At 68.8% G+C, this 20,424-nt stretch carries 20 protein-coding genes; 11 read left to right on the top strand and 9 right to left on the bottom strand.

Going from position 1 to position 20,424, the window contains the following annotated elements; genetic code table 11:
- Positions 1 to 220: 220 nt before the first annotated feature.
- Positions 221 to 1,399: a GDSL-type esterase/lipase family protein gene (locus ACFYYH_RS03495; protein WP_388545214.1), complete on the bottom strand. Its 1,179-nt coding sequence runs from the start codon at positions 1,397 to 1,399 to the stop codon at positions 221 to 223.
- Between the two features lie 92 nt (positions 1,400 to 1,491).
- The gene (locus ACFYYH_RS03490; RefSeq protein ID WP_388545211.1) at positions 1,492 to 2,109 is read right to left on the bottom strand and encodes a TetR/AcrR family transcriptional regulator; all 618 of its coding nucleotides are present in this window, start codon (positions 2,107 to 2,109) and stop codon (positions 1,492 to 1,494) included.
- A gap of 176 nt (positions 2,110 to 2,285) precedes the next feature.
- On the opposite strand from ACFYYH_RS03490, the gene ACFYYH_RS03485 reads away from it, so the two are divergent.
- Positions 2,286 to 2,768: a MarR family winged helix-turn-helix transcriptional regulator gene (locus ACFYYH_RS03485; protein ID WP_388545208.1), complete on the top strand. Its 483-nt coding sequence runs from the start codon at positions 2,286 to 2,288 to the stop codon at positions 2,766 to 2,768.
- A 157-nt stretch (positions 2,769 to 2,925) separates the two neighbouring features.
- Here ACFYYH_RS03485 and ACFYYH_RS03480 read toward each other — a convergent pair whose 3' ends face one another.
- On the bottom strand, positions 2,926 to 4,338 hold the full coding sequence (locus ACFYYH_RS03480) for a hypothetical protein (protein ID WP_388545205.1): 1,413 nt from the start codon (positions 4,336 to 4,338) through the stop codon (positions 2,926 to 2,928).
- Between the two features lie 163 nt (positions 4,339 to 4,501).
- Here ACFYYH_RS03480 and ACFYYH_RS03475 point away from each other — a divergent pair, with 163 nt between their 5' ends.
- From ACFYYH_RS03475 to ACFYYH_RS03455, 5 genes are all read left to right on the top strand, one after another.
- A complete protein-coding gene (locus ACFYYH_RS03475) occupies positions 4,502 to 4,867 on the top strand; it encodes a hypothetical protein (RefSeq protein WP_388545202.1) in 366 nt (121 codons plus the stop codon).
- Positions 4,868 to 5,192: 325 nt separating this feature from the next.
- On the top strand, positions 5,193 to 5,807 hold the full coding sequence (locus ACFYYH_RS03470) for a TIGR04222 domain-containing membrane protein (RefSeq protein ID WP_388545200.1): 615 nt from the start codon (positions 5,193 to 5,195) through the stop codon (positions 5,805 to 5,807).
- A gap of 139 nt (positions 5,808 to 5,946) precedes the next feature.
- A complete protein-coding gene (locus tag ACFYYH_RS03465; protein WP_388545197.1) occupies positions 5,947 to 6,876 on the top strand; it encodes an N-acyl homoserine lactonase family protein in 930 nt (309 codons plus the stop codon).
- Positions 6,877 to 6,969: 93 nt separating this feature from the next.
- Complete coding sequence (locus tag ACFYYH_RS03460; RefSeq protein WP_388545195.1) at positions 6,970 to 7,395, top strand: SRPBCC family protein; 426 nt, start codon at positions 6,970 to 6,972, stop codon at positions 7,393 to 7,395.
- 121 nt (positions 7,396 to 7,516) lie between these two features.
- Positions 7,517 to 7,975 (top strand): MarR family winged helix-turn-helix transcriptional regulator, encoded by a 459-nt coding sequence (locus ACFYYH_RS03455; protein WP_388545193.1) that lies wholly within the window; start codon positions 7,517 to 7,519, stop codon positions 7,973 to 7,975.
- Here ACFYYH_RS03455 and ACFYYH_RS03450 read toward each other — a convergent pair.
- Positions 7,858 to 8,394 carry a chorismate-binding protein gene (locus tag ACFYYH_RS03450; protein WP_388545190.1) on the bottom strand — a complete coding sequence of 179 codons (537 nt, stop codon included), beginning with the start codon at positions 8,392 to 8,394 and terminating at the stop codon, positions 7,858 to 7,860. The genes ACFYYH_RS03455 and ACFYYH_RS03450 overlap by 118 nt on opposite strands.
- Positions 8,395 to 8,535: 141 nt before the next feature.
- The gene (locus tag ACFYYH_RS03445; RefSeq protein ID WP_388545187.1) at positions 8,536 to 9,204 is read right to left on the bottom strand and encodes a methyltransferase domain-containing protein; all 669 of its coding nucleotides are present in this window, start codon (positions 9,202 to 9,204) and stop codon (positions 8,536 to 8,538) included.
- A 214-nt stretch (positions 9,205 to 9,418) separates the two neighbouring features.
- On the opposite strand from ACFYYH_RS03445, the gene ACFYYH_RS03440 reads away from it, so the two are divergent.
- A complete protein-coding gene (locus ACFYYH_RS03440; RefSeq protein WP_388545355.1) occupies positions 9,419 to 10,306 on the top strand; it encodes a GNAT family N-acetyltransferase in 888 nt (295 codons plus the stop codon).
- Positions 10,307 to 10,406: 100 nt separating this feature from the next.
- Here the strand turns inward: ACFYYH_RS03440 and ACFYYH_RS03435 are convergent, their stop codons facing one another.
- The 4 genes from ACFYYH_RS03435 to ACFYYH_RS03420 form a co-directional block, all read right to left on the bottom strand.
- Positions 10,407 to 11,216, bottom strand: coding sequence for a serine protease (locus ACFYYH_RS03435; RefSeq protein WP_388545185.1), 810 nt, complete (start codon positions 11,214 to 11,216; stop codon positions 10,407 to 10,409).
- A gap of 590 nt (positions 11,217 to 11,806) precedes the next feature.
- Entirely contained in the window at positions 11,807 to 12,523 is a 717-nt protein-coding gene (locus tag ACFYYH_RS03430; protein ID WP_388545352.1) for an alpha/beta fold hydrolase, read from the bottom strand.
- Positions 12,524 to 12,660: 137 nt separating this feature from the next.
- Entirely contained in the window at positions 12,661 to 13,293 is a 633-nt protein-coding gene (locus ACFYYH_RS03425; RefSeq protein WP_388545182.1) for a TetR/AcrR family transcriptional regulator, read from the bottom strand.
- 1,001 nt (positions 13,294 to 14,294) lie between these two features.
- Positions 14,295 to 14,969, bottom strand: coding sequence for a guanylate kinase (locus ACFYYH_RS03420; RefSeq protein ID WP_388545180.1), 675 nt, complete (start codon positions 14,967 to 14,969; stop codon positions 14,295 to 14,297).
- A 420-nt stretch (positions 14,970 to 15,389) separates the two neighbouring features.
- Between ACFYYH_RS03420 and ahcY the strand changes: the two genes are divergently transcribed.
- The 4 genes from ahcY to ACFYYH_RS03400 are packed head-to-tail and all read left to right on the top strand — an operon-like array spanning position 15,390 to position 20,409.
- The gene (gene ahcY / locus ACFYYH_RS03415; RefSeq protein WP_388545177.1) at positions 15,390 to 16,865 is read left to right on the top strand and encodes an adenosylhomocysteinase; all 1,476 of its coding nucleotides are present in this window, start codon (positions 15,390 to 15,392) and stop codon (positions 16,863 to 16,865) included.
- Positions 16,866 to 16,889: 24 nt separating this feature from the next.
- A complete protein-coding gene (locus tag ACFYYH_RS03410) occupies positions 16,890 to 17,843 on the top strand; it encodes a cupin domain-containing protein (protein ID WP_388545175.1) in 954 nt (317 codons plus the stop codon).
- Positions 17,844 to 17,884: 41 nt separating this feature from the next.
- Entirely contained in the window at positions 17,885 to 19,138 is a 1,254-nt protein-coding gene (locus ACFYYH_RS03405; protein ID WP_388545173.1) for an aminotransferase class III-fold pyridoxal phosphate-dependent enzyme, read from the top strand.
- Entirely contained in the window at positions 19,135 to 20,409 is a 1,275-nt protein-coding gene (locus ACFYYH_RS03400) for a hypothetical protein (RefSeq protein WP_388545170.1), read from the top strand. Before ACFYYH_RS03405 ends, ACFYYH_RS03400 begins: the two co-directional genes overlap by 4 nt.
- Positions 20,410 to 20,424 lie beyond the last annotated feature (15 nt).

The following is a 20,424-nucleotide window of genomic DNA, read 5'->3' as shown; positions in this document are numbered from 1 at the left end:
CCGCTACGAACGCAAAGCCGAACACTTCCTCGCCTTCGTCGGCATAGCCGCAGCCCTCATCAACTACCGCCGACTCACCAAATGAAACGACGTCTTATCCGTGTTCTCGCCCTCGCCCGTGATCGCCTCGCCATGTCCGCGCCGTACCGGCCGGTCCGCCTTCAGGCGTGCCCGCTCGGATCAGCCGGTCCTGGCGCGGATCAGCCGGTCCTGGCGCGGATCAGCCGGTCCTGGCGGCGAAGGGGGCGCCCTCGCCGAACGCGAGCCGCGCGAAGTTCTCGCCGATGCGGCGGTGGCCCGCGGGGTCGGGGTGGACCTCGTCGGGCAGTGGCAGTTCGACGTAGTCCTTCTCTCCGTAGAGGTCACGGCCGTCGAGGTAGTGCAGGTTCGGGTCGTCAGCCGCCCGCTGTTCGACGATACGGGCGAGTTCGTCGCGGATGACGTTGAGCGTCAGGCGCCCGGCGGCGCGTTCGGCGGGATCACCCATGGCCTTGAACCGCAAGGTCCCGCCGTCGAAGTCCGGCGCGAGGGGGCCGGGGGTGTCCTCCTGGACCGGGCACAGGATGGGGGACACGACCAGCAGCGGCGTGGTCGGATGCCCCTCGCGGATGGTGTCGAGGAAGCCGTGGACCGCCGGGGTGAAGGCACGCAGGCGCATCACGTCGGTGTTGACGACATTGATGCCGGTCTTGAGGCTGATCAGGTCCGCGGGGGTGTCCCGCATCGCACGGGCGGTGAACGGGTCGAGCAGCGCGCTGCCGCCGAACCCCAGGTTGACCAGTTCCACGCCGCCCTGGGCCGCGGCCAGGGCCGGCCAGATGGCGGTCGGGTGCGCGGCGTTCGAGCCGTGGCTGATGGAGCTGCCGTGGTGGAGCCACACCCTGCGCCCGCTCTCCGGCGCCGGCTCGACCGGGGCATCGGTGCGCAGAGCGATCAGCTCGGTGATCTCCGTATGCGGAAGCCAGATCTCGACGTCCTTGTCACGCGTCGGCAGACCGGTGAAGCGGGCGGTGCCGGCGGGCCCCTCCCGCAGTTCGGCGGACTGGGTGGCCATGTCGACAATCGTGCGGACGTTACCGCCGGTCACCGTGGCCTGGGCCGCGAGACGGCCGTCAACGAGCAGGTCGTACACACCGTCCGCCGGGGCCGGGAACCCTCGGTAGACCCGCTTGGTGGGCAGCGTATCCAGTTCGATGGTGGTGGCCCGGGTGCGGAAGGCCAACCGTACGCCGGAGGGCTGGGCCTCGGCCACGGCCAGTTGGTCGTCAGGGATCTGCCGGCGAGCCCGAGCGGGCAGGCGGTGCGGCAGCAGACCGTGCGCCGTCGGTTCCACGTCGAGGAAACCGCGCAGCATGTCGGTCGTGACAGGTGTGGTGATCCAGTCGTGCTCGATGTTCATCGTCCCAGCCCGTTCATCAAGATCTTCAGATTGTTCAGACGCGCCGGCGCGCGGCGCGGCGGACCGTCTCCGGCGGTGCGGCCCCGCGCTGGTCACGGTGCGATCCCGTGCGCCGGTCCCGGTGTGAACCCGTCTGCCGGTCCGGGTGTGAACCCGTTCCGCAGCAGGGCGTCCAGGCGGTCCAGGATCCAGGACCAGGTCTCCTGCGAGTCGACGGCGGTATGGCTGAAGCCTCCGGCCATCTCCAGACTGACGTAGCCGTGAAAGACGCTGCCCAGCATCCGGACCGCGTGCGTCTGGTCCGGCTCCGTCAGGTCGTAGCCACGCAGGATCGCCCGCGTCATCTGCGCGTGCCGAACGCCGGCACTGGCGGCCGCCGTCTCGGGGTCGAGCCTGAGACGGGCGGCGGCGTAGCGGCCGGGGTGCTCCCGCGCGTAGTCGCGGTAGGCGTCCGCGAAGGCCGCCAGGGCGTCCTTGCCGGCCCGCCCGGCCAGGGCGGCGGCGACCCGGTCGGCGAGTTCCTCCAGCGCGAACAGGGCGATCCTGGTCTTGAGGTCCTGGGAGCTCTTCACGTGCGAGTACAGACTCGCCACCTTGACGTCGAATCTCCGGGCGAGTGCCGAGACGGTCACCTGGTCGAAGCCGACCTCGTCGGCCAGTTCCGCCCCCGCCCGGGTCAGACGCTCCGCGGTCAGCCCTACTCGAACCATAACGTTCCTCCTATCCAGCGAAAAGCATTATGCATTTACCTAACAGCTTTAGGCAAATCGGCCTGCCGTCCATGAGACCGCCGACTGGGCAAGAGTGCCGACTGGGCAGGAGAAGAGAGCCGTACCGCGTTCGTGAACCGCACCGAGGGCGCGATGGGCGATATAGCGTCGCCACCATGAGACCGCCGACCGACACCCCCACCGACCAGGCGCCGGCTGATCCGGCCGCCACCGACGACATGCTGGCCACCCAGCCCATCGGCTACTGGAGCGGTCTCGCTCACGCGGCCGTCACCCGGCAGCTGCGTGACGCCATGGCCAGGATCGACGTCACGCAGCCGCAGTACTGGGTGCTCAACCGGGTGAACGGCGGGCCCCCGGCGCCGAGCCGCGAGGAGGTCGTCGTCCAGCTGACGCCCCTCGCGGACGGGCCGCACGAGATCGCTCGTGTCATCGACCAGTTGTCGCACCGCGGCTGGCTCCGGATCGATGCCGGGCAGCGCCTGCGGCTCACCGACGCCGGGGAGGCTGCCAGGGTGCGGCTGCGCGAGCTGGTGACCGAGCTGCGCGCCGTGGTCCACGAGGGCGTCAGTGACGAAGAGTACGTGGCCGCGCTCAAGGTGCTGCGCCGGATGATCGCCAACATCGAGAACAGCTAGGGACAGCAGGGACAGCAGGGACAGCGGGGACTCCTAGGTCCGCCTCTTCGGGGACGGAAGGGGAAGGCCGACGGCCGAAGTCGGCCTGGCCCGTGCGGCGGGCCCGCCCGCGGCCTCGCGCAGATCGCTCCGCGCCACCCTGACCGGGGCGGAACCGCTACAACGGGGGCACCCGGACGTTGTTGAGCGCGCTGCGTACGTACTGGGCGAACGCGCGTGTCGTCGGCGTCGACCAAGCCGGCGGAGCGGCCAGTACCGCGTTGATCCCGTTGAGCCAGTTGGCGCGCCGGCCCCGGTCGGCGAACTCGTCCAGCGTCGAGGCGGCGTACAGATGCACGTTCGCGTAGTTCAGCCCGTCGCACAACGCCTTCTGGAGCTCCAGATCATTGGTCGCCGCGGCCACGTCCGCATGGTTGTTCTTGCTGCCGGCGGTGAAGTACCGCAGTCCGGCCGCGCCGTCGACTTGCACCGGCACCGTGATCGCGTTGGCGAACGCCTTGCTCAGCGCGTTCGGCGTCTCCCACGACTCGTGCCAACTCTGCCCTGGCCCCGCGCCGTACATCTGGAAGTAGAACAGCCTCGCGCCTTGGCCCACCGCGTTCTCGCCGATGCGCGCGTAGTTCTCCAGAGTCAGGTAGTCGGTGCCGTCGATGGCGACCACGCCGCCCCAGTGGTAGCCCCACAGCACCCGGTTGATGTCCACCGCGTCGCCGACCACCCGGGCCGCGTTGGCGTGGTCCACGATCTCCCGGCCACCAAGGGCACGCGGGCGCGGGGAGCCCAGCGAGCCGGTGTACAGACCCTGACCGACGGCGGTGGGGCGGGCGAACTGGTTCACCCCCAGCCCCTGGACGTCCGCGACGATCGTCGGCGTGTGCGGCGGCACCCCCGCCACCCTGACCGCTCCGATGTCCCGTCCCCAGTTGTGTGCGACGGCGTCCAAAGCTGCGGCGTGCGTGGCAGGAGGGTCGAGCGGAAGGTCTCCGACCGGCCTGCCGTGCGAGAGGTGGTTGGCGAGGTGGTAGTCGAAGAAGCTCCTCTGGAGTGGCACCGTGCCCAGGAAGGGCGGGGCCGCCAGCCTCGGTACCGGCGGCCGCAACGAGCCGATCACCTCTCTGACAGTGCTGTCACAGTTCTCGGCAGTGGTCATGGCGTCACCGACCCCCCGGGCGACACCGGCCAGGTTCGCCGCCCGCACCCGGGGCAGCGTGGTGGCCACGGCCGCGCCAGGCAGGGTGAACGTCACCGTCCCGGGCGGGTCCGGGAAGAACTGGAACACCGAGCCCTGCCGGGCCAGCGTCCGGTTCCACTGCGCCAGAGCCGCCGGATCGGCGAAGAAATGCCTCGGCTGACGTCGCGTCAAAGAAGCGTCCTCGACGGCGAACAGCCCGTTTGTCGACACCCGCAGTCTCGGGTTGGCCAGCGGCACGATGTTCGGCGCACCACCGACGAGGAACGTGTAGCCCACGGCGGCCGCCCCATCGGCCACCCATGACTGCGCCTCGAACTGCTGGTTGGTGGTGTACGTGGGCGCCCCCGCGCCCGCCCCCGCCAAGTCGTAGATCAGCACGAACGCCCCCAAAGAAATACGTCTGCGGCACAAGGCACCGCGCAAGACGGCGTCGTGCACATCCCGGCCCCCGCGAACCGCGCACGGCTTTCATTGGTAGCAGCCCCCGACAGGTCGCACCATACGGACGACGGAATCCGGACCAACCAGGCAGACGTCGTGGGTGCAGTACTTCGAACTCGACCGCGAGAACTGGCACTCCCCCGTCACCATCGGAAATGCGAAAGCCTTCTGGCAGGTGGACGTGATCGCACCTCACGACCTTCTCCCCACCGAGGAGGACGCCCGCATCGCGATCGAGAAAGTCACGGAGGCGATCCGGTCCGTGGCCGGCGAGGGTCTGTTCCCGGCGCGTGGACCATGGGTCCATGTCTATGTGATCCCGCCAGGTCACTGGGGCCAGGACGGCAGCATCATGAACTTCGAAGCGGCCCCCGCCTACTTTGCCGCCGAGACTCCCGAAGAGGCAGCGCGCGTGCTCGGGACCGTAATGGGCCACGCCATGACCTCCAGGGATCAGGTCTCGTGAAGGCGACCGCGCCCATGTGACCGGACGTAGCCCCTACCGCCCCAGGCCACCCCATGCCGCGTCGTACTCCCGGTCGGTTCCGGGGATGTCGGCAGGCCGGATGGCGAGCCCGAGCCGATGCGCCGGCGCGGGCGCCCACGGAAATGGCCGCCCGTCTGAACCACCGGTCACCGACGATGTCAGGGACCGTGGGAGCCGGTCCGGGCCGAATCCTCAAATCCTGCTCTGAGAACGGCTCCGGCGGGGTTGGCCCGGGGCGGATCCGACGACACTGATGACAGGGGAAGCAGCAGGCGAGGAAGACAGCAGGTCGGGGGGATCACGGATGGGAACCATATTCCGGGGGCGGGCCACGGCGGCCCCGCCGGCACTGGACCGGTACGACATCGCCCATCTCGCGGGCGGGGCACAGCGCGTGGCGGAGACCGCGCTCATAGAACTGCGCGGGCGGGGCGTCATCACGGTCCTCGGCCCACGGGTGCGCGCGGCGGAGAGCACCGACGGGCCGACAGGGGAAGGGGCGCTCCACCCTGTCGAACAGGCCCTCGTCGCGCTCTGTCCCTGGAGCAGAAGCGTGGCCGCGGTACTTGCCGATGTGGCACGCGGCGCCCAAACGGGCGAGATCGAACGCCGCCTCGTCGCACACGGTCTGCGCACCCGCCACCGGCACCGCCTCACCCACGCGGGCCGGCAGACCCTGGAGACCGCCGTACGGGAGGGGGTCTTCCCCGCGTACGTCTTCGAGGGCCCCGCGGCCGTCACGGACCGGCGGCTGAGCCGCGTGATCAGGGAGGCCGAACTCCCCTCCGGGCTGGGCAAGTCCCTGATGCGGCTGGGCAAGGCGCTCGACTCCGACCACGAGCCAGGCCACGACTCCGACGCACACAGCGGCTCCGGCCACTCCTGCGGTGGTGGCGGTGGAGGCGGCGGCGGGGACTGACCCCGTACGGATCCCGCGGTACGGGACGGGTTCGACACACACGCGGCAGTTGTCACGGCGACGGCCGGCGAGTTCTCCGGCAGACACGGACGCCCCGGAAACGTTTGACACGACATACATGTCGTGTCATCTTTTACCTATGACGACCTACGCGAACGACACGAGCGCCCCCGTCCAGAACGTCTCCGTAGTCAGTACGGGCGAGGTGATGATCCGCCCCGAGCACCGGGCCGCGACCCGCAAGCCGATGTACTGGTGGCTGGCCACCTCGCGGCGGTGGACCGAGCCGCTGCCGATCAATGTGTACGTGGTCGAACACCGCGACGGACTCGTGCTGTTCGACACCGGCCAGGACCGCGCCTCGGTGACCGACCCCGCCTACTTCCCCGGCGGACCGGTCGGACTGATCTACAAGCGGCTCGCCCGCTTCGACATCGGCTCCCACCAGACCCTTACCGCCCAACTGGCCGCCATCGGGTACGACATCCGCGATGTCACCACCGCCGTCATCTCCCACCTGCACCAGGACCACATCGGCGGCCTGCGCGAGCTGACCCACGCCGAGATCGTCGTCAGCCGCCGTGAGTGGGAGACCCTGGACGAACCGGCCCCCGAACAACGCGGGCTGCTGCGCTCCCACATCCAGATCCCCGGCCTGCGCTGGAAGCACATCGTTCCCCAGCCGTTCACCGACCCCGCCCTCGCCCCCTTCACCACCGGAAACGACCTGTTCGGCGACGGCAGCATGGTTCTGGTGCCCACCCCCGGCCACACCCCGGGATCCCTGTCGATGCTCGTCCGCGGACCCCACCACCCTCCACTTCTCATGGTCGGTGACGTCACCTACGACTCCGCCCTGCTCGAAGCGGGACACGTCCCCGGCGTGGGCGAGAAGAAGCGCCTCACCGAGACCACCGTAAAGATCAACGAGATGCGCCGGCGCAACCCCGGCCTGACCGTCCTGGCCGCCCACGACCCCGGCGCCGCCTCCGCTCTCGCCACCGCCACCGCCACCACCACCGCTACCCGCGTAACCCGGCCCGCCGCCGCCCACGCCTTCCACGGCTGAGCCGAGCGCACACCCCGCCGCCGCACCCCGGCCGCCGTACCCCGGCCACCCGCACCCCTCGCCGCTCCCGAACAGCCCGGAGAAGGACCCGTCATGACCAGCAGACAAGCCACCCGTTTTCTCGACGCCTCCCCCGCCCAGATCCGCCACGCCCTCCTGGACCCCCTCGCCCTGCCCGACTGGAACCCGGCGTTCAAACGCCTCGACGGGCCCGCCCGCGCCACCACCGGTGTCCCCTACGCCCTCACCGTGATCGGCGGAATCACCGGGACCTGGCAGTACACCCGTATCGAAGACCGGGAGATCGACTGCACCTGGCAGATCCCCGGCTTCCAGGAGACAGGCACCTGGCACCTCCGGCCCCACCACGACGGCACCCGGGTCACCCACGCCTTCACACACCAAGGCCCTCTGGCCCGCGCCCTCGCCAAGGCGTACCGGGGCGTGGCCGATCTGCGGCTGGACCGTCTCACCGAATACTCGGCACACCCGGGACTCCTCACCGACGCGGCCGTATGAGCGACTCCGCCGCCGCCCCCGGGGCCCCGCGCCGAACCACTTCGCGTACGCGGGCGAGGCCCTGGGGCAGCCGGGGCTGGACCGCTCCACAGAACCGGCACTGATCAGGGAGAATGTGCCCATGCCCGCCATGCGTCCCGCTGAGGAACTCCGCTACCTGATCCTGGCCGCCCAACGTGAAGGCAACCGGCTGCTCGGCCAGGCTCTCAGGCCCCTGGGTGTCACCACCTCCCAGGCAGAGGTCATCCGCGTCCTGGAGGACCGCCAGCCACTCACCCTGAACGGTCTGGGCGAACTCCTGGTCTGCGAGAGCGGCAGCCCCAGCCGCCTCGTGGACCGGCTCGTCTCCGCCGGCCTGGTCAGCCGCCAAGCAGCGGCGCACGACCGCCGCCACATCGAACTCGCGCTCACCCCGTCCGGTGCCCAACTGGCCCGCCGGATCGCGGAGATCGAGGAAACCCTCTACCGATCCATGGACGCCCTGGCCCACACACACGACACCGGACAACTCACCGCTTTCCTCCGTGCTTTCGTGGCCGACCTCCCCTCCGGCCACGCCCTCGTCAAACGTACGACCTGACACCACACCGGACCGAAAGAGGCGCCTCGGGCCCCTGGCGGCGGCCACGACAACTCCGGCCTCGCGCGCGGCATCAGCGGCCCTCCGGCACGGCTGGGCTCCGGCCGACCCCGACACGACCGTGATCGACACGCTGCTCGCTGAGCTGGAGGCCAACGGTCGAGTCGCCCACCGGGCCGCGGCGTCCACGAGCCCGGAACCCTAGCCTTCGGCAGTGCCCGCAGGGTTGCTTCGGCTTTGAGCAGCATCTCGTCGTACTCAGCGGCGGCATCGGAGTCGAGTACGATCGCGCCACCCGCACCGATGGTCAATTCACCATCGTGGCTCACAGCGGTGCGGATGGTGATGCCGAGGTCGGCGGTTCCCGTGTATCCAATGAAGCCGAGGGCTCCGGAGTAGGCTCCGCGTTCGCGGTGCACTCGCTGGTGGAGGCACTCCGGGACGCTGATCGGTCACGTCGCCGCCGAGCTGTCCCCGAAGCACGTACCGGCCGTGGTGACGTTCCACGACGCGCTGCCCCTCACCGCTGCCGGCAAGCCGGACAAGCGGACGCCTGATGGTCAGCCGGGGCGCTTGGCCATAACAACCAGTCCCGGCCCGCTGTACTCCTCCGCGGGGAGACGGAGTTCGGCGACCAGGTGCAGGCCGGCCCGCTCGATCAGGTCGACGAGTTGTTCCGGCCGCCATTTGTGCGTTGTCCAACGAACGGGTACGCCCCCGTAGGCCTCGGTGCGCACCGCGTCTTCGTCGCCGACGTGTGTCGCGGTGATGAAGTGTCCGCCCGGCTTCAGGGCGCGCGCGAACAGGGCGAGAACCTGGGGAAGGACATCACGGGGGAGGTTGAACAGTGACCACCACCCGAGCACGCCGCCGAGGGACGCTTCTTCAAGGTCGAGGTCGGTGACAGAGGCGACACTGAAGCGGCATCGCGGATGGAGTCTGCGCGCGTTCTCGATCATGCGAGGAGAGAGATCTACCCCGGACACATCGAGTCCGCGTTCGGCGAGGTAGCCGGTCACCGTTCCGGGTCCGCAGCCGACGTCGAGTACAGGCCCGAGCTCGCGCACGGTGTCGGCGAAGGCGTCGATCGACGCCTTGAGCCATGGATGGCGACGGATGTCGCCAACTCCCGTCGTCACCACCATGTGAGCGTAGTTGTCGGCCACTCGGTCATAGGACGCGCGAACCACGTCGAGATCGGCTGGGCGGTCAATAGGGTGTGCACGCATCAGCCAACGATAGGGCTGTACGGCGGACTTGGGACTGGTAAAGCGGTTAACGCCGAGCCGTTGATCACCGCCCGGCTGTACTCGTGAGGGGGCTGACGCGGTTCTCCTACTCGCGGCGGGCCTTGCGCTGTCCAGGACCGCCGGGACATTCTGGGCACCGTCGAAGAGCCGGCAGCGGGTGAGGAGAGCGCGGTGGACCGCAGGGGTGGTGGCATTGCTCCCGGATGACTGGTACCTCACCGAAGACGTCGATGATTTCCTCGCCCGAGCCGGGGGCTTCCTGCGCTCGCGCCCCGCCCTGCACAACACACCCCTGACGGACATCGAGAAACTGCGCATACGCAGGGCGGACCCACACGACGCCGAAGTCGCCGTCTTCGGCCGACTGGAGTCGGGAGGCGAGGTCCGCGCCGTCTTTTACCGCACTCCGCGCGGCCGCCTGGGCCTCACCCCCCTCTCCGCCGAGCAGGCCGACACCCTCGCCGCTCACCTGGCCGGCCTCGGCCACTCACCCGCCAACGTCATCGCGGACCACGACACGGCCACCGCGTTCGCCGAGTCATGGCAGCGGCACACGGGCGCGGCGCCAGCACCTTTCTGGCGGACGCATCTTTACCGTCTCGGCACGCTCACCCCACCGCAGCCGCGCCCAGCGGGCCGGGGCCGCATCACGGGCGATGAGGACCGTGAGCAAGTCGTGCGCTGGTGCCGTGAGTTCTGCGTCGACGTCGGGGAGCAGCGCTCCATCGACTTGATCGACGCCGGCTCCTGGGACGACTCGCGTTTCGGCGACAGACACTTCACGTTCTGGGAGACCCCGGACGGCACCCCCGTCTCGATGGCGGCCGCGACCTCGATGGTCGGCGGCATGGTCCGGGTGGACCCCGTCTACACGCCGGCCCACCTCCGAGGCCGCGGCTACGCGGGCGCCGTGACGGTCGAGGCGAGCAGGGCCGCGCTGGCCGCGGGCGCGACGGATGTCGTCCTGTTCACGGACCCGGCCAACCCCACCAGCAACGCCCTCTACCAGCGCATCGGGTACATCCGCGTCGCCGACTTCACCGGGTACGCATTCTCCTTCGACGCACCACAAGCCGGGTAAGGTCCTGCTCGGCGCAAACACACCTGCCACTTCGGATGCCGAGTGGGATTTCGTCCGGCCGCTGTTGCCGGAGCCGTCCCGCCCTTCTGCTTGAGTGGGCCTACTGGGTGGGAAGTGGGCCGGCGACGCTCGCGATCCAGGATCGGTATGCGGCAACCCTGGTGAAGACATCGGGGTACGTGGAGGCGCAGCCCTGCCCGTAGGAAATGATGCCTACGAGGTTCGTCCTGTCGTCGGCCAACTTCTGTGCGAGGGGGCCACCGGTGTCTCGCTGGCAAGTTCCCCTGTCGCGTGCGTAGGTGCACAACTGCTGGTTGCCGTCCACATTGCCGTAGTAGTTGTTGCACTGGCTCGCAGTGATCACGCCGACCTGTACCTGCTGGAGTTGGGTCGGCTGCCGGCCGCCGTAAGAGAGGGTGCCCCAGCCCATGGCCACGGCGGTCTGTCCTGCATGGGCGTCGGGCCGGGTGTCCGCATCCATCAGGGCCGGTGCCACCGCGACGTTCAACGTTGCCTTCTTGCCGAGCTGGACAACGGCGATGTCGTTGCGGGCCGAGGCGGGCACGAAGGACGGGTGGATGATCCAGCGTCCGACCGGGTAGAGCGCGGCGAAGGGGGTCTCCGTACCGCTCGCGGTGTCACGATCACCGAGCAGGACGGCAGTGGTGCCTGGCGCCTTGCCCCGTAGGCAGGATGCGGCCGTCAGCACGTACGTGTCGCTGATCAGCGAGCCTCCGCAGAAGACCTGACCGGAGTTCGTGTCGACAAGGCCCGCCATGCTCCGCGCGAGGGTGGAGCCTCCGGGGGAGGCGGGCACCGCGGTTCCTCCGACGATCGCCTGCGCCGGGGCGATACCCGGCCCGACCATCGCCACCGCGGCGGCCGACAGCGCGACCGCAAGCTTCCTCAACCACTTCATGGGAACCAGGACCTTTCAGGATAATCCGCACTATTCGCCGGAGATGGTCTCTACAGACAGCATCACTGCCGTCACTCGAAGTTACCCCCTTGGCGGCGTTCCCGGGGCAGGACCGGCAGATCGCCCAGCAAGCAGCGACGGCGTCTCGGGTGGCGCCCAGGGCGCGGGTGATGTCGAGCAGCGGGTACTCCTGCGCACGGGAGGTGCGGAACTCAGCTGTGGCTCGATGTCCAGGAGGGCCGCGACGGGGAGCTCGCGGATCTCTTCGCGGCCCTGCCGCCCGGGGCGGTGATCGAGGCGGTGGAACCGGCGGAACCGGGGCGACGGGCGGTGCCGGGAGGACCTGACGGCCCGACGCCGCAGGGCCTGAGACGGCGTCCCACGACCTCATGACTCGCTGCCTCCATCGGGACAGCGGGGTGTTCGCGTGATGCACGCGGGCCGGGCCGGCTCGGCCGCCCGCCGGATTGTGGCTCCAGTCCCAAGGGGGCTGGAGCCACAATCCTCGTCCGGCAGGAAACCGCCGATGAAATCCTCGGACAGGTCACCCCCGTGCGTCCGAGGACCTCATGTACGCGACATCAGTCGCTCAGGATCGCCTTGGCGACCTCATCAGGGTGGGTCAGCAGGCCCTCGTGGGTCCCAGGAACCATGACGGGTTCGAGTCCCAGCCGCGCCGCGAACTCGGTGCCGGGCCGGGGAAGCGCGTGATCGTCCTCGCCGAGGATGTAGAGCGCGGGAATGCCGAGCTCGGCCACATTGGGCACGTCAAGTGCGTCCAGGAAATAGTCACCGGGCTGCGGCGTCAGCAGCTCCGCCACCAGACGCTGGGTCGTCTCATCGACGTCCTGCATGAAGATGCCCTGGACGAACTGGAGTGCAGGCGGGATCGCACGTGTCGGGGATGCGTCGATCAGCCCCCGCAGCATCGCTGCGGCCTCCGGAGGATTGTCCTCCACCATCGACCTGCCGCGCACGGGAACCTGCGCGCCGTAATAGACGACCTTGGATATCTTGTCCGACAGACGGTGCGCTGCGCCGGCCATCGGATACCCACCCCAGCTGTGACCCACCAGAGTCACATCGGTGAGACCCAGCCTTTCCACCTCGGACACCACATGGTCCACCGCGTCCTTGAGCCCAAGCCCCGTGGGATCGTCACCATCACCCAAGCCGGGCAGGGTGAGACAGATCGCACGGTGACCCGCGGCGCGCAGTCGCTCGGCAACCGGGCGCCAGGACCACCCCCCGTGCCAGGCACCTGGGATCAGAACATACGTAGAGTCTTTTCCGCTCATTTTCATCCTCGCTCATTGAAGATTTGTTCTCGGTGAAAACAGTGAAACAACGGATGACGGCCGTTATCCGCATCAGGTGATTCGCCTTCACCGCCGCCTTCACCCGGCGCCTTCACCCGCGATGCGGCCGACGGGTGTCACCCGGCCGGGCGCCGATAGGCGCCGTACCACCAGATCCTTCCGAGTTCACGGGCCAGTGCGGCATCGCCGCTCCCGTCGTCCACGCTGATGTGGCGGGCGATGGCCTGGGCTCCGCCCCATACGATGACCCTGCTCGCGGCAACGGCATCGAGGTCGGACGGCGTGGCTCCGGCCTTCTGCTGCTCCACGAGCGTCGCGAGCACGGCCTCGTCGAACCCCTCCAGGTCGGCTGTGTAGAAGTCCCGTACCTCCGAGTCGTAGGAAGCGACCTCTCGAACCGCGGAAAGCACCGGATGGTTCGCCCGATGGAGAGCGAGCACGTCCTCGAAGAACCGCGTGTATCTGGCCGCGCCGTCCTCGCCCGCTCCTGGGTCCCACTGCGTGGCCAAGGCCAGCGAGGCGTCCCTGACTCTCTCTGCGAGCCGCTTGAGAATGTCCGGCTTTCCCTGGAAATGCGAGTAGAACGTAGCCCGTGACACACCGGCTTCTTCGATGATGCGCTGAACGCTGATCTCCGTGAAGGATTCACCGGCGCCGAGCAGGTTTTCGACCGACGCGAGCAGCTTTGCCTCTGTTGCCGCTGACCGCCGCTCGTGATCATGGGTCCGGCGTCGCGTTACCGACGTCATGGTGCCCTCCCGGAAGGTTGCAAAAGGTGCCGGACCTGCGGAACGCCGGTCCGGCAGGCCGTCCACGTACTGCATGCAGAATATACATACAGCATGTATGGACAACCTGGCCAGGTCGGCAGGGGGCAGGTGAACACACCGGCTGCCGGCCGACGTCGCCTCGCTGGACGCAGCCGCGTATCTCACCGGCCGCGACGTCGCCGCGGCGGACCATGCGTTCGTCGGCACCGCCTGCACGTACTGCTCCCGCTGACCCCTGCGACACTGGAAACGCCTCGCCCCCGGCAGCCGCAATGCCGGGGGCGAGGCGTTGTCGTCAGGTGACCGTCCGGACCAGCGGACGCCGGCCAGGCCGGCCGCCGGGCAGGAGTCACCTGTTGGCGGCGCAGGTGGGGGCAGCGGGGCGGACGATGGAAGTGGAGATGATCGCGCCGAGCCACAACAGCGGCAGCGGTGGCGGTGGCGGCAGCGGTGGCGGGAAAAGCCGCGGATATGAGCCGGTCTCCGTCACACGGGCGACCGAAAGCAACGGTGTCGATCTCGGACGAAGCAACAAGGTGCCCACCCAAGGGGGCTGTTGAGGTACTCGCACCGCGCGGCACGCGGAACGCAGCCGAACTCGTCGCGGTGACGAGGCAGTTCGGGTAGCACTCGGGACTCGCCTTCCGGCAGTTGGAACAGAAGGCGGAGGCGTACGGTGACGTACTGGCGCGCAGCACACGCGCGGACGTCCTGCGCCGGCGGTCCTTACCGCGCCCGGAGACACTGCTCGCTCTCGTCCGCGCGGGGCGGAGCGGGGGACCGGGCGGACATCTGGCTGGAGTCGCGGCGCAGGATCTCGGCCGGAGAGACCCGTGCCCCCGGCCGCCAGGAGAGGCAGGAGAGACCGGGGAGGGTGGGGGCCACCGTCGCATCGCCCGCACGGGCATCGTTCCGTCTGTTCCGCCTCCGCCTCCGCCTCCGCCTCCGCCTCTAGAGGCACATAGCCGTGCTCGGCTCCCTCACGTGGGGTCGTAATACCGCAGCAGCGTCTTCTTGCTGTGGCGACGGTACTGATCGACCACCCCCGGCTGCCTTGTCAGCCGTGCCCTCTCGGCCCGGCGGATGGACTGGATGGTACGGAGGGCCTCGTCGAAGTCGTCGTTGATGAGGTGGTAATCATGCTCGGCGACGAAGTCGAAGTCCCGCTCGGCCATGTTCTGACGGTGCATCAGCTCTTCGCCGAACTCGGTGCCCCGCTTCGCCAGCCTTCGCCGCATCTCCCCCACGGACGGGGCCATGACAAATACGCCGACCGTATGCTGCGGGTAATATCGCCGAAGGTTGAAGTAACCCTCAGGGATATAGTCGAACACCATGTCCTGCCCCTGAGCAAGTGCCTCCTCCACCGGCGCGCGCAGAGTTCCGTAGAACTCGTCGAAGGAGGGATGAATCCACTGGATGAATTCATCCCGCTCCACCATGCCGAGGAACTTCTCCCGGCTGACGAATTCGTAGTGCTCCTCAAGCCCCTTACGTGGTTTGCGCGTGGTGACGCTGTAGGTGTACCCGAGGTCCGGTTCCTGCTCCCGCATGGCTGTGATGAGTGAGGTCTTACCAATCCCGGAGGGGCCGGAAAGAACCAGAAGAATCCCGGTGGAAGCAACCTTGAGTGGTAATTCCTCTGAACGCGCCATCGTGCTCCGCTTTCGTCAGATGCCAGATTTTTGGCGGGACCGGCCCTGGGCGGAAGCACAATCCCGCACCTGCGGCCCCTACCTCGCCGGACAACGGTCACGGTTGCCCATCAGTGACTGCCCGACCGAGGGTTCGACCATCTGAAGGCTACGGACCCCACCCCGCCCGGCGGGAGTCCCGCCGGGTTGCCGTCATTGAGAGGCAACAGGACAACGCATATCGCATCCGCAGAAGCGGACCAAGCGGACCGCTCCTGGCCTCCTTTCCGCGCGCCACCCCATACACCATTGCCCGAACCCCTCCGTTGTCGCGGATGAAAAGACACCGGGCAACACCTGGCAAGGAGGTGTCCGCTGGACCATATTGGTCGGTCTGTGCACTGCACGCCGCGATTCTTGAGGGAACGGAGGTTCCAACTGATGGGATCCAACAGTCGGATCGGCCATGCGCGTCTGGCCGACGGCGACGTCTGGAAAACCGGTGGGCAATTCGCCGGCCAGGATCGCCGCATCGCCGATCCCTTGCTGGCGGAAGCCGGCCGACGGGAAATCATCCTGGCCGAGCGGGAAATGCCGGGGCTGATGGCGCTACGGCGTGCTGAGGGTGTTCCCCGCCCGCTCGTCGGTGCTCGGATCAGCGGATTCCTGCACATGACTGTGCAGACCGCGGTATTGGTGGAGACCCTCGTGGAACTGGGGGCACAGGTGCGCTGGGCGGGATCCGACCCGTTGTCCACCCAGGACCACGCGGCCGCAGCGCTGGCGGCGGGTCCGCCAGGACGCCCCGGGATCCCGGTATTCGCCTGGAAAGGACAGACCCAGGACGAGCTGTGGCAGTCCGCCAGAGCCGCGCTGGCCTGGCCCGACGGGCGCGGTCCGAATCTGCTGCTCGACGACGGCGCCGGACTCAACCGGCTGATCCACTCCGGGGTCAGCCGGGACAAGTACGGCGCGCTGCCCGACATCGGGCTTCCGGAGGAGCCGGCCTTCGAACGGGCCCTCTCCGCTCCGGCCGGACACTGGGCGGCGGTCGCGGACGGGGTGCGCGGCAGCAGCGAGGAGACCACGACCGGCGCGCGGTACCTGCGTCATCTCGCGGAGCGGTCGGAGCTGCTCTATCCGGCCATCAGCGTCAACGACTCCGTCACCAAGTCCAAGTTCGACAACCGGTACGGAAGCCGCCACTCGGTGGTGGACGCGTTGAACCGGGCGACCGACGTCCTGATCGGTGGCAAGCTCGCCGTCGTCTGCGGGTACGGCGATGTCGGCAAGGGGTGCGCGGAGGCGCTGCGTGGCCAGGGAGCCAGAGTGGTGGTCACCGAGATCGACCCCATTTGCGCGCTACAGGCCGTGATGAGTGGCTTCCCCGTGGTCACCCTCGACGAGGTGATCGCAGAGGCGGACATCGTCATCACCACGACCGGAGTTCCCCATGTGGTCACCGCCGACCACATGGCCGCCATGAAGCACAACGCGATCGTGGGCAATATGGCGCACGACGACACCGAGATCGATGTGACCGGTCTGGCGAAGCGGTCGGACGCCATCCGCCGGCCCGTCAAACCGCAGGTCGACGAGTGGGTGTTCGCCGACGGGCACTCGGTGGTCCTGCTGTCGGCGGGCCGCATGATCAACCTCGGCAACGCCACCGGCCATCCGAGCTTCGTGATGTCCGCGTCCTTCACCAATCAGGTGCTCGCGCAGATCGAGCTGTACACGCGCGGCTCCGATCTCCCCGTCGGTCTGCACGCGTTGTCCACCGAACTGGACGAACGAGTCGCCCGCTACCACCTCGGGGCGCTGGACGCACACCTCACGACGCTCACCGATCTCCAGGCGCTCGCCCTCGGCGTGGGGGTCAACGGGCCCTTCAAACCCCGTGATTACCGCTACTGACAGCCGACCGGCGAGGAAGTGTCCATGAAATCGAACGAGGCAGCCTTCATCGAGGCACTGCGATTGCGGGCCGACTCGACGGGCGGCTGGTCCGGCCCGTCCTTCGGCCACGCCCTCCCTCCCGGAGTGTCCATCACCGACGGGGTCTCCGTCCGCACACGACTTCTGGAGCCGGGCGGGACGCTGCGGGCCCGGAGGCCTGCCGCGGACCTGATGCTCTTTCATCACGCCGGTGGGCCGGTCGAGGTGCGGCTGTCGGATCCGGTGACAGGTTCCTCGCCGGTGCTCGTCGGCGATGCCGCGTCGAACGGAGCGGTACCCCAGCTGGTGGTGCCCGCCGGCACCCGTCACACGGTGGTGGCGCTCTCCGGACACGGCGCCCCGCTGTGGAGCGAGGCCGTGGTCCCTTCGCGGGCCGACGACGCCCCGCTCCCGCTCCCTGACACGCCGGCCGGCGGACTCGCCGCGATACCGCGGACACACGGTCTCGCGACCGGTCTTCTCCTGCGGACCCGGCTGGGACTGACACCGCACGTGGAGGGCGGCTACTACCGTCAGACCTACCAGACGACCCGCACCCTGCCGACCCCCAGGGGCGAGCGGTACGTCGCCAACTCCATCCTGTATCTGCTCGACGAGGAGTCGCCGATCGGCTTCCTCCACAGCAACACCTCGGACATCACGCACTTTGTCCACGGTCCCGGGCCCATCCGCTACCGGATGCTGGCACCCGACGGGTCCCTGCACGAGGAAACCCTCGGGACCGACGTCGCCGTCGGCGAGCGGCCGGTGATCACCTGTCCCGCCGGCTGGTGGAAGTCCAGCGCTCTGGATGACGCGGTCGACGCCGGTCTGATCAGTGAGCTGGTCGCGCCCGGATTCGATTTCGCCGACCAGGAGCTCCTCACCGCGGAGAACCTGGCGGCTTCCTATCCGCACGTACTCGACGAACTCGGAGCGTACGTCCGGTCCCGCTGAGCCGCGCGGTCCTGTCGGATTTTCCTGGAGGTTGACACACCATGAGTGCTGTATACCCGCTCTACCCGGAGTCGCGGAAGCTGTTGGAACGGGCCCGCCATGTCATACCCGGCGGGGTCTGGGGGCACAACCGGTTCCCCTCGGCGTACGACCCGGACGAGCTGCCCTGGTTCGCCGAGCACGCGGAAGGCGCGCGGCTGCGTGATGTCGACGGCAACTGGTATACGGACTATATCTGTGGCTTTGGAGCGATGATCAATGGTTATGCCCGCTCGGAGATCGACGAGGCCGTACGGGTGCAAGCCACCCGGGGCAGCACGCTGAGCCTGGCCACGGCGCGGACCGTCGAACTGGCGGAACTGCTGGTCGACATGGTGGACGGCATGTCCTGGGTCACCTACGGCAGCAGCGGATCGGATGCCACCTGGTCCGCCGCGGTGATCGCGCGTGCCCACACCGGACGTTCCCTGGTGGGTTGCGTCGAGGGCGCGTACCACGGCTCCCACGCGTGGAGCGGTCAGCCGGACGAGTCCCAGGGCCGGTACCACGACGACTCGGCAATCGTGCGAAAGGTGCTGTGGAACGACATCGAGGGTCTGAGTAAGCTTTTCACGGAGTACGGCGACCAGCTCGCCGCATTCTTTGTGACGCCCTATCACCACCCGATTCCGGGGGAGGCAGAGCTCCCGGACCGGGAATGGGTGAACACGCTGCATGAGTTGTGCGGCCGGCACGGCACGCTGTTGGTCATCGACGATGTGCGCGCCGGCTTCCGGCTGGATCTGCGCGGGTCCCACGCCGCTTTCGGGTTGCGACCCGATCTGGTCTGCTTCTCGAAGGGGTTGGGCAACGGATGGCCGCTCTCCGCGGTGCTGGGCCGGGCGGCCCTGCGGGACACCTCCGAGAAGATCTTCCTGGCGGGCACCTTCTGGAACTCGGGCAACGCCATGGCGGCAGCGATCGCCAACCTGGGACTGCTACGGAGCGAGGACGGTGTCGAGCGGATGCGCGTCAGCGGCAAGCTGCTGGTGGACGGGCTGCGCCACACCGCGGAGCGGCACGGCGCACCCCTGCGCGTCACCGGCCCTGAAGCCATGCCGTCGGTGACCGCGGACGGCGACGAGGGCGCGCAGTGGATGCGCCGCTTCGCCGTACACATGGCCAGGCAGGGCAGCCTGATTCACGCCGGCCACAACTGGGCGCTGTCCACCGTCCACGATTCGGGCACGGTCGAGGAGACCCTGGACCACGCCGACCAGGCGGTTCAGCGGACCCAGGAAGAGCTGAGCGGATGAGTGGCGTCGTGGTGGTGGAGGGACCGCACGTCCGTGAACGGCTCCGGGAGTGGTTGGCCGACCTGTCGGATGTGACCGTTGCCGAAGGGCGCGGACGGGCAACGCGCCTGTTCGGGCTCGGCATCGACCTGGCGGTCGACACGGCGCGGGCGCCGGACGTGGACCCGACGTTCTGGGCCGCTTCGGTCGTCCGGCGGGCGGCCAGAACGGTCCCCGATGCCGCCGACTGTGCCTCCCCGGGGCTGGAGGAGGCCGTGCGGAGCGGAGTCTGGACACATCCCGAGACCTCGTCGGACAGCGCACACCTGTCGGGCGTTCTGGTGTTCAAGCCGGGTACCCGGGTGTCCGCCGAGGTGCTCACGGACATCGCCGGACGCCTCGCCGAATGCGGATACCGCGCGGAGTCCGCGCAGGTGGTGCCGAGCGACCGGATCCGCCGGCTCGGTCTGGCCGCCCGTCACCACGGCGCCTTCGCCGAACTGGCCAGGCGGGGACCCCTGATCGACGAGGACCGTGCGGCCCTGCTACGGCTGTACGGGACCGAGGAGTGCGTGGCACGCTTCGGGCCGCCGGAGAAACTGCCGGTGTACACCGCCCAGGAAGCCGTGACGGACCTTGGCGTGCCCATGGACCTGCTGACCGCCTGGAATCGGGAGGCAACCCTACGGCATGGATTCGACAGCCCACATCCCGATGGCCCCAGTCACATCGGAGAGTGCCTCTTCGCCCAGGTGGTGATGGACCCCGACTACAACGGCGGTGGTGCGTTCGTGGTGCTGAACGCTCATATGCCACGGGTCCTGGCGGAGTTCGAGTCCGCGGACGCGCTCGCGGTGACCATCACCGCGGCGTCGCGGACCCCGTTGCCGTGGCCGCGCGTCCGCCGGGAGTTCTGCGGAGCCACCGACCCGGCGAGGGCCCTGCCCGGCAGTGTCCGCGCGGACGCCCTGGCGGGTCTGCTGCCGCTGAGCCATGTCTCCGGCCGCCCGTTGCAGCGGACCGCGAACGGCATACACCTCAGCAACGGTGCCTTCGAGACACTGAAGGACGCCTGGGTATGGTTCCAGGCGAACCCGGAAACCACGGACGCCGGTCGCCACTTGTCGGCGTCAGGGCTCGATGTACGCCGCCTCGTCGACTCCCCGTTCGTGGAACTGGAGGGGCGCCGCCGCGCCGTGCAGGAGGTCACCAACGGACTCGGCGCGCGGCAGGCCGCCGAGGTGCTGAGGGGCACGCGTCCGTACGATCCCGCTCTCGTGACCGGCCGCTGATCCGCCTCCCCGCGC

Source organism: Streptomyces sp. NPDC002018 (assembly GCF_042890865.1).
Lineage (GTDB): Bacteria > Actinomycetota > Actinomycetes > Streptomycetales > Streptomycetaceae > Streptomyces.
Note: the sequence above shows the minus strand (reverse complement) of the source record. Positions and strands in the feature narration are given on the sequence as shown.

Excerpts from the sequence above, each read along its gene's own strand:
- ACFYYH_RS03490 (WP_388545211.1), bottom strand. The coding sequence starts at position 2,109 with ATGGTTCGAGTAGGGCTGACCGCGGAGCGTCTGACCCGGGCGGGGGCG.
- ACFYYH_RS03410 (WP_388545175.1), top strand. The coding sequence starts at position 16,890 with ATGAAATCGAACGAGGCAGCCTTCATCGAGGCACTGCGATTGCGGGCC.
- ACFYYH_RS03495 (WP_388545214.1), bottom strand. The coding sequence starts at position 1,399 with ATGAACATCGAGCACGACTGGATCACCACACCTGTCACGACCGACATG.
- ACFYYH_RS03445 (WP_388545187.1), bottom strand. The coding sequence starts at position 9,204 with ATGCGTGCACACCCTATTGACCGCCCAGCCGATCTCGACGTGGTTCGC.
- ACFYYH_RS03430 (WP_388545352.1), bottom strand. The coding sequence starts at position 12,523 with ATGAGCGGAAAAGACTCTACGTATGTTCTGATCCCAGGTGCCTGGCAC.
- ACFYYH_RS03470 (WP_388545200.1), top strand. The coding sequence starts at position 5,193 with ATGGGAACCATATTCCGGGGGCGGGCCACGGCGGCCCCGCCGGCACTG.
- ahcY (WP_388545177.1), top strand. The coding sequence starts at position 15,390 with ATGGGATCCAACAGTCGGATCGGCCATGCGCGTCTGGCCGACGGCGAC.
- ACFYYH_RS03400 (WP_388545170.1), top strand. The coding sequence starts at position 19,135 with ATGAGTGGCGTCGTGGTGGTGGAGGGACCGCACGTCCGTGAACGGCTC.
- ACFYYH_RS03460 (WP_388545195.1), top strand. The coding sequence starts at position 6,970 with ATGACCAGCAGACAAGCCACCCGTTTTCTCGACGCCTCCCCCGCCCAG.
- ACFYYH_RS03405 (WP_388545173.1), top strand. The coding sequence starts at position 17,885 with ATGAGTGCTGTATACCCGCTCTACCCGGAGTCGCGGAAGCTGTTGGAA.
- ACFYYH_RS03455 (WP_388545193.1), top strand. The coding sequence starts at position 7,517 with ATGCCCGCCATGCGTCCCGCTGAGGAACTCCGCTACCTGATCCTGGCC.
- ACFYYH_RS03485 (WP_388545208.1), top strand. The coding sequence starts at position 2,286 with ATGAGACCGCCGACCGACACCCCCACCGACCAGGCGCCGGCTGATCCG.
- ACFYYH_RS03420 (WP_388545180.1), bottom strand. The coding sequence starts at position 14,969 with ATGGCGCGTTCAGAGGAATTACCACTCAAGGTTGCTTCCACCGGGATT.
- ACFYYH_RS03465 (WP_388545197.1), top strand. The coding sequence starts at position 5,947 with ATGACGACCTACGCGAACGACACGAGCGCCCCCGTCCAGAACGTCTCC.
- ACFYYH_RS03425 (WP_388545182.1), bottom strand. The coding sequence starts at position 13,293 with ATGACGTCGGTAACGCGACGCCGGACCCATGATCACGAGCGGCGGTCA.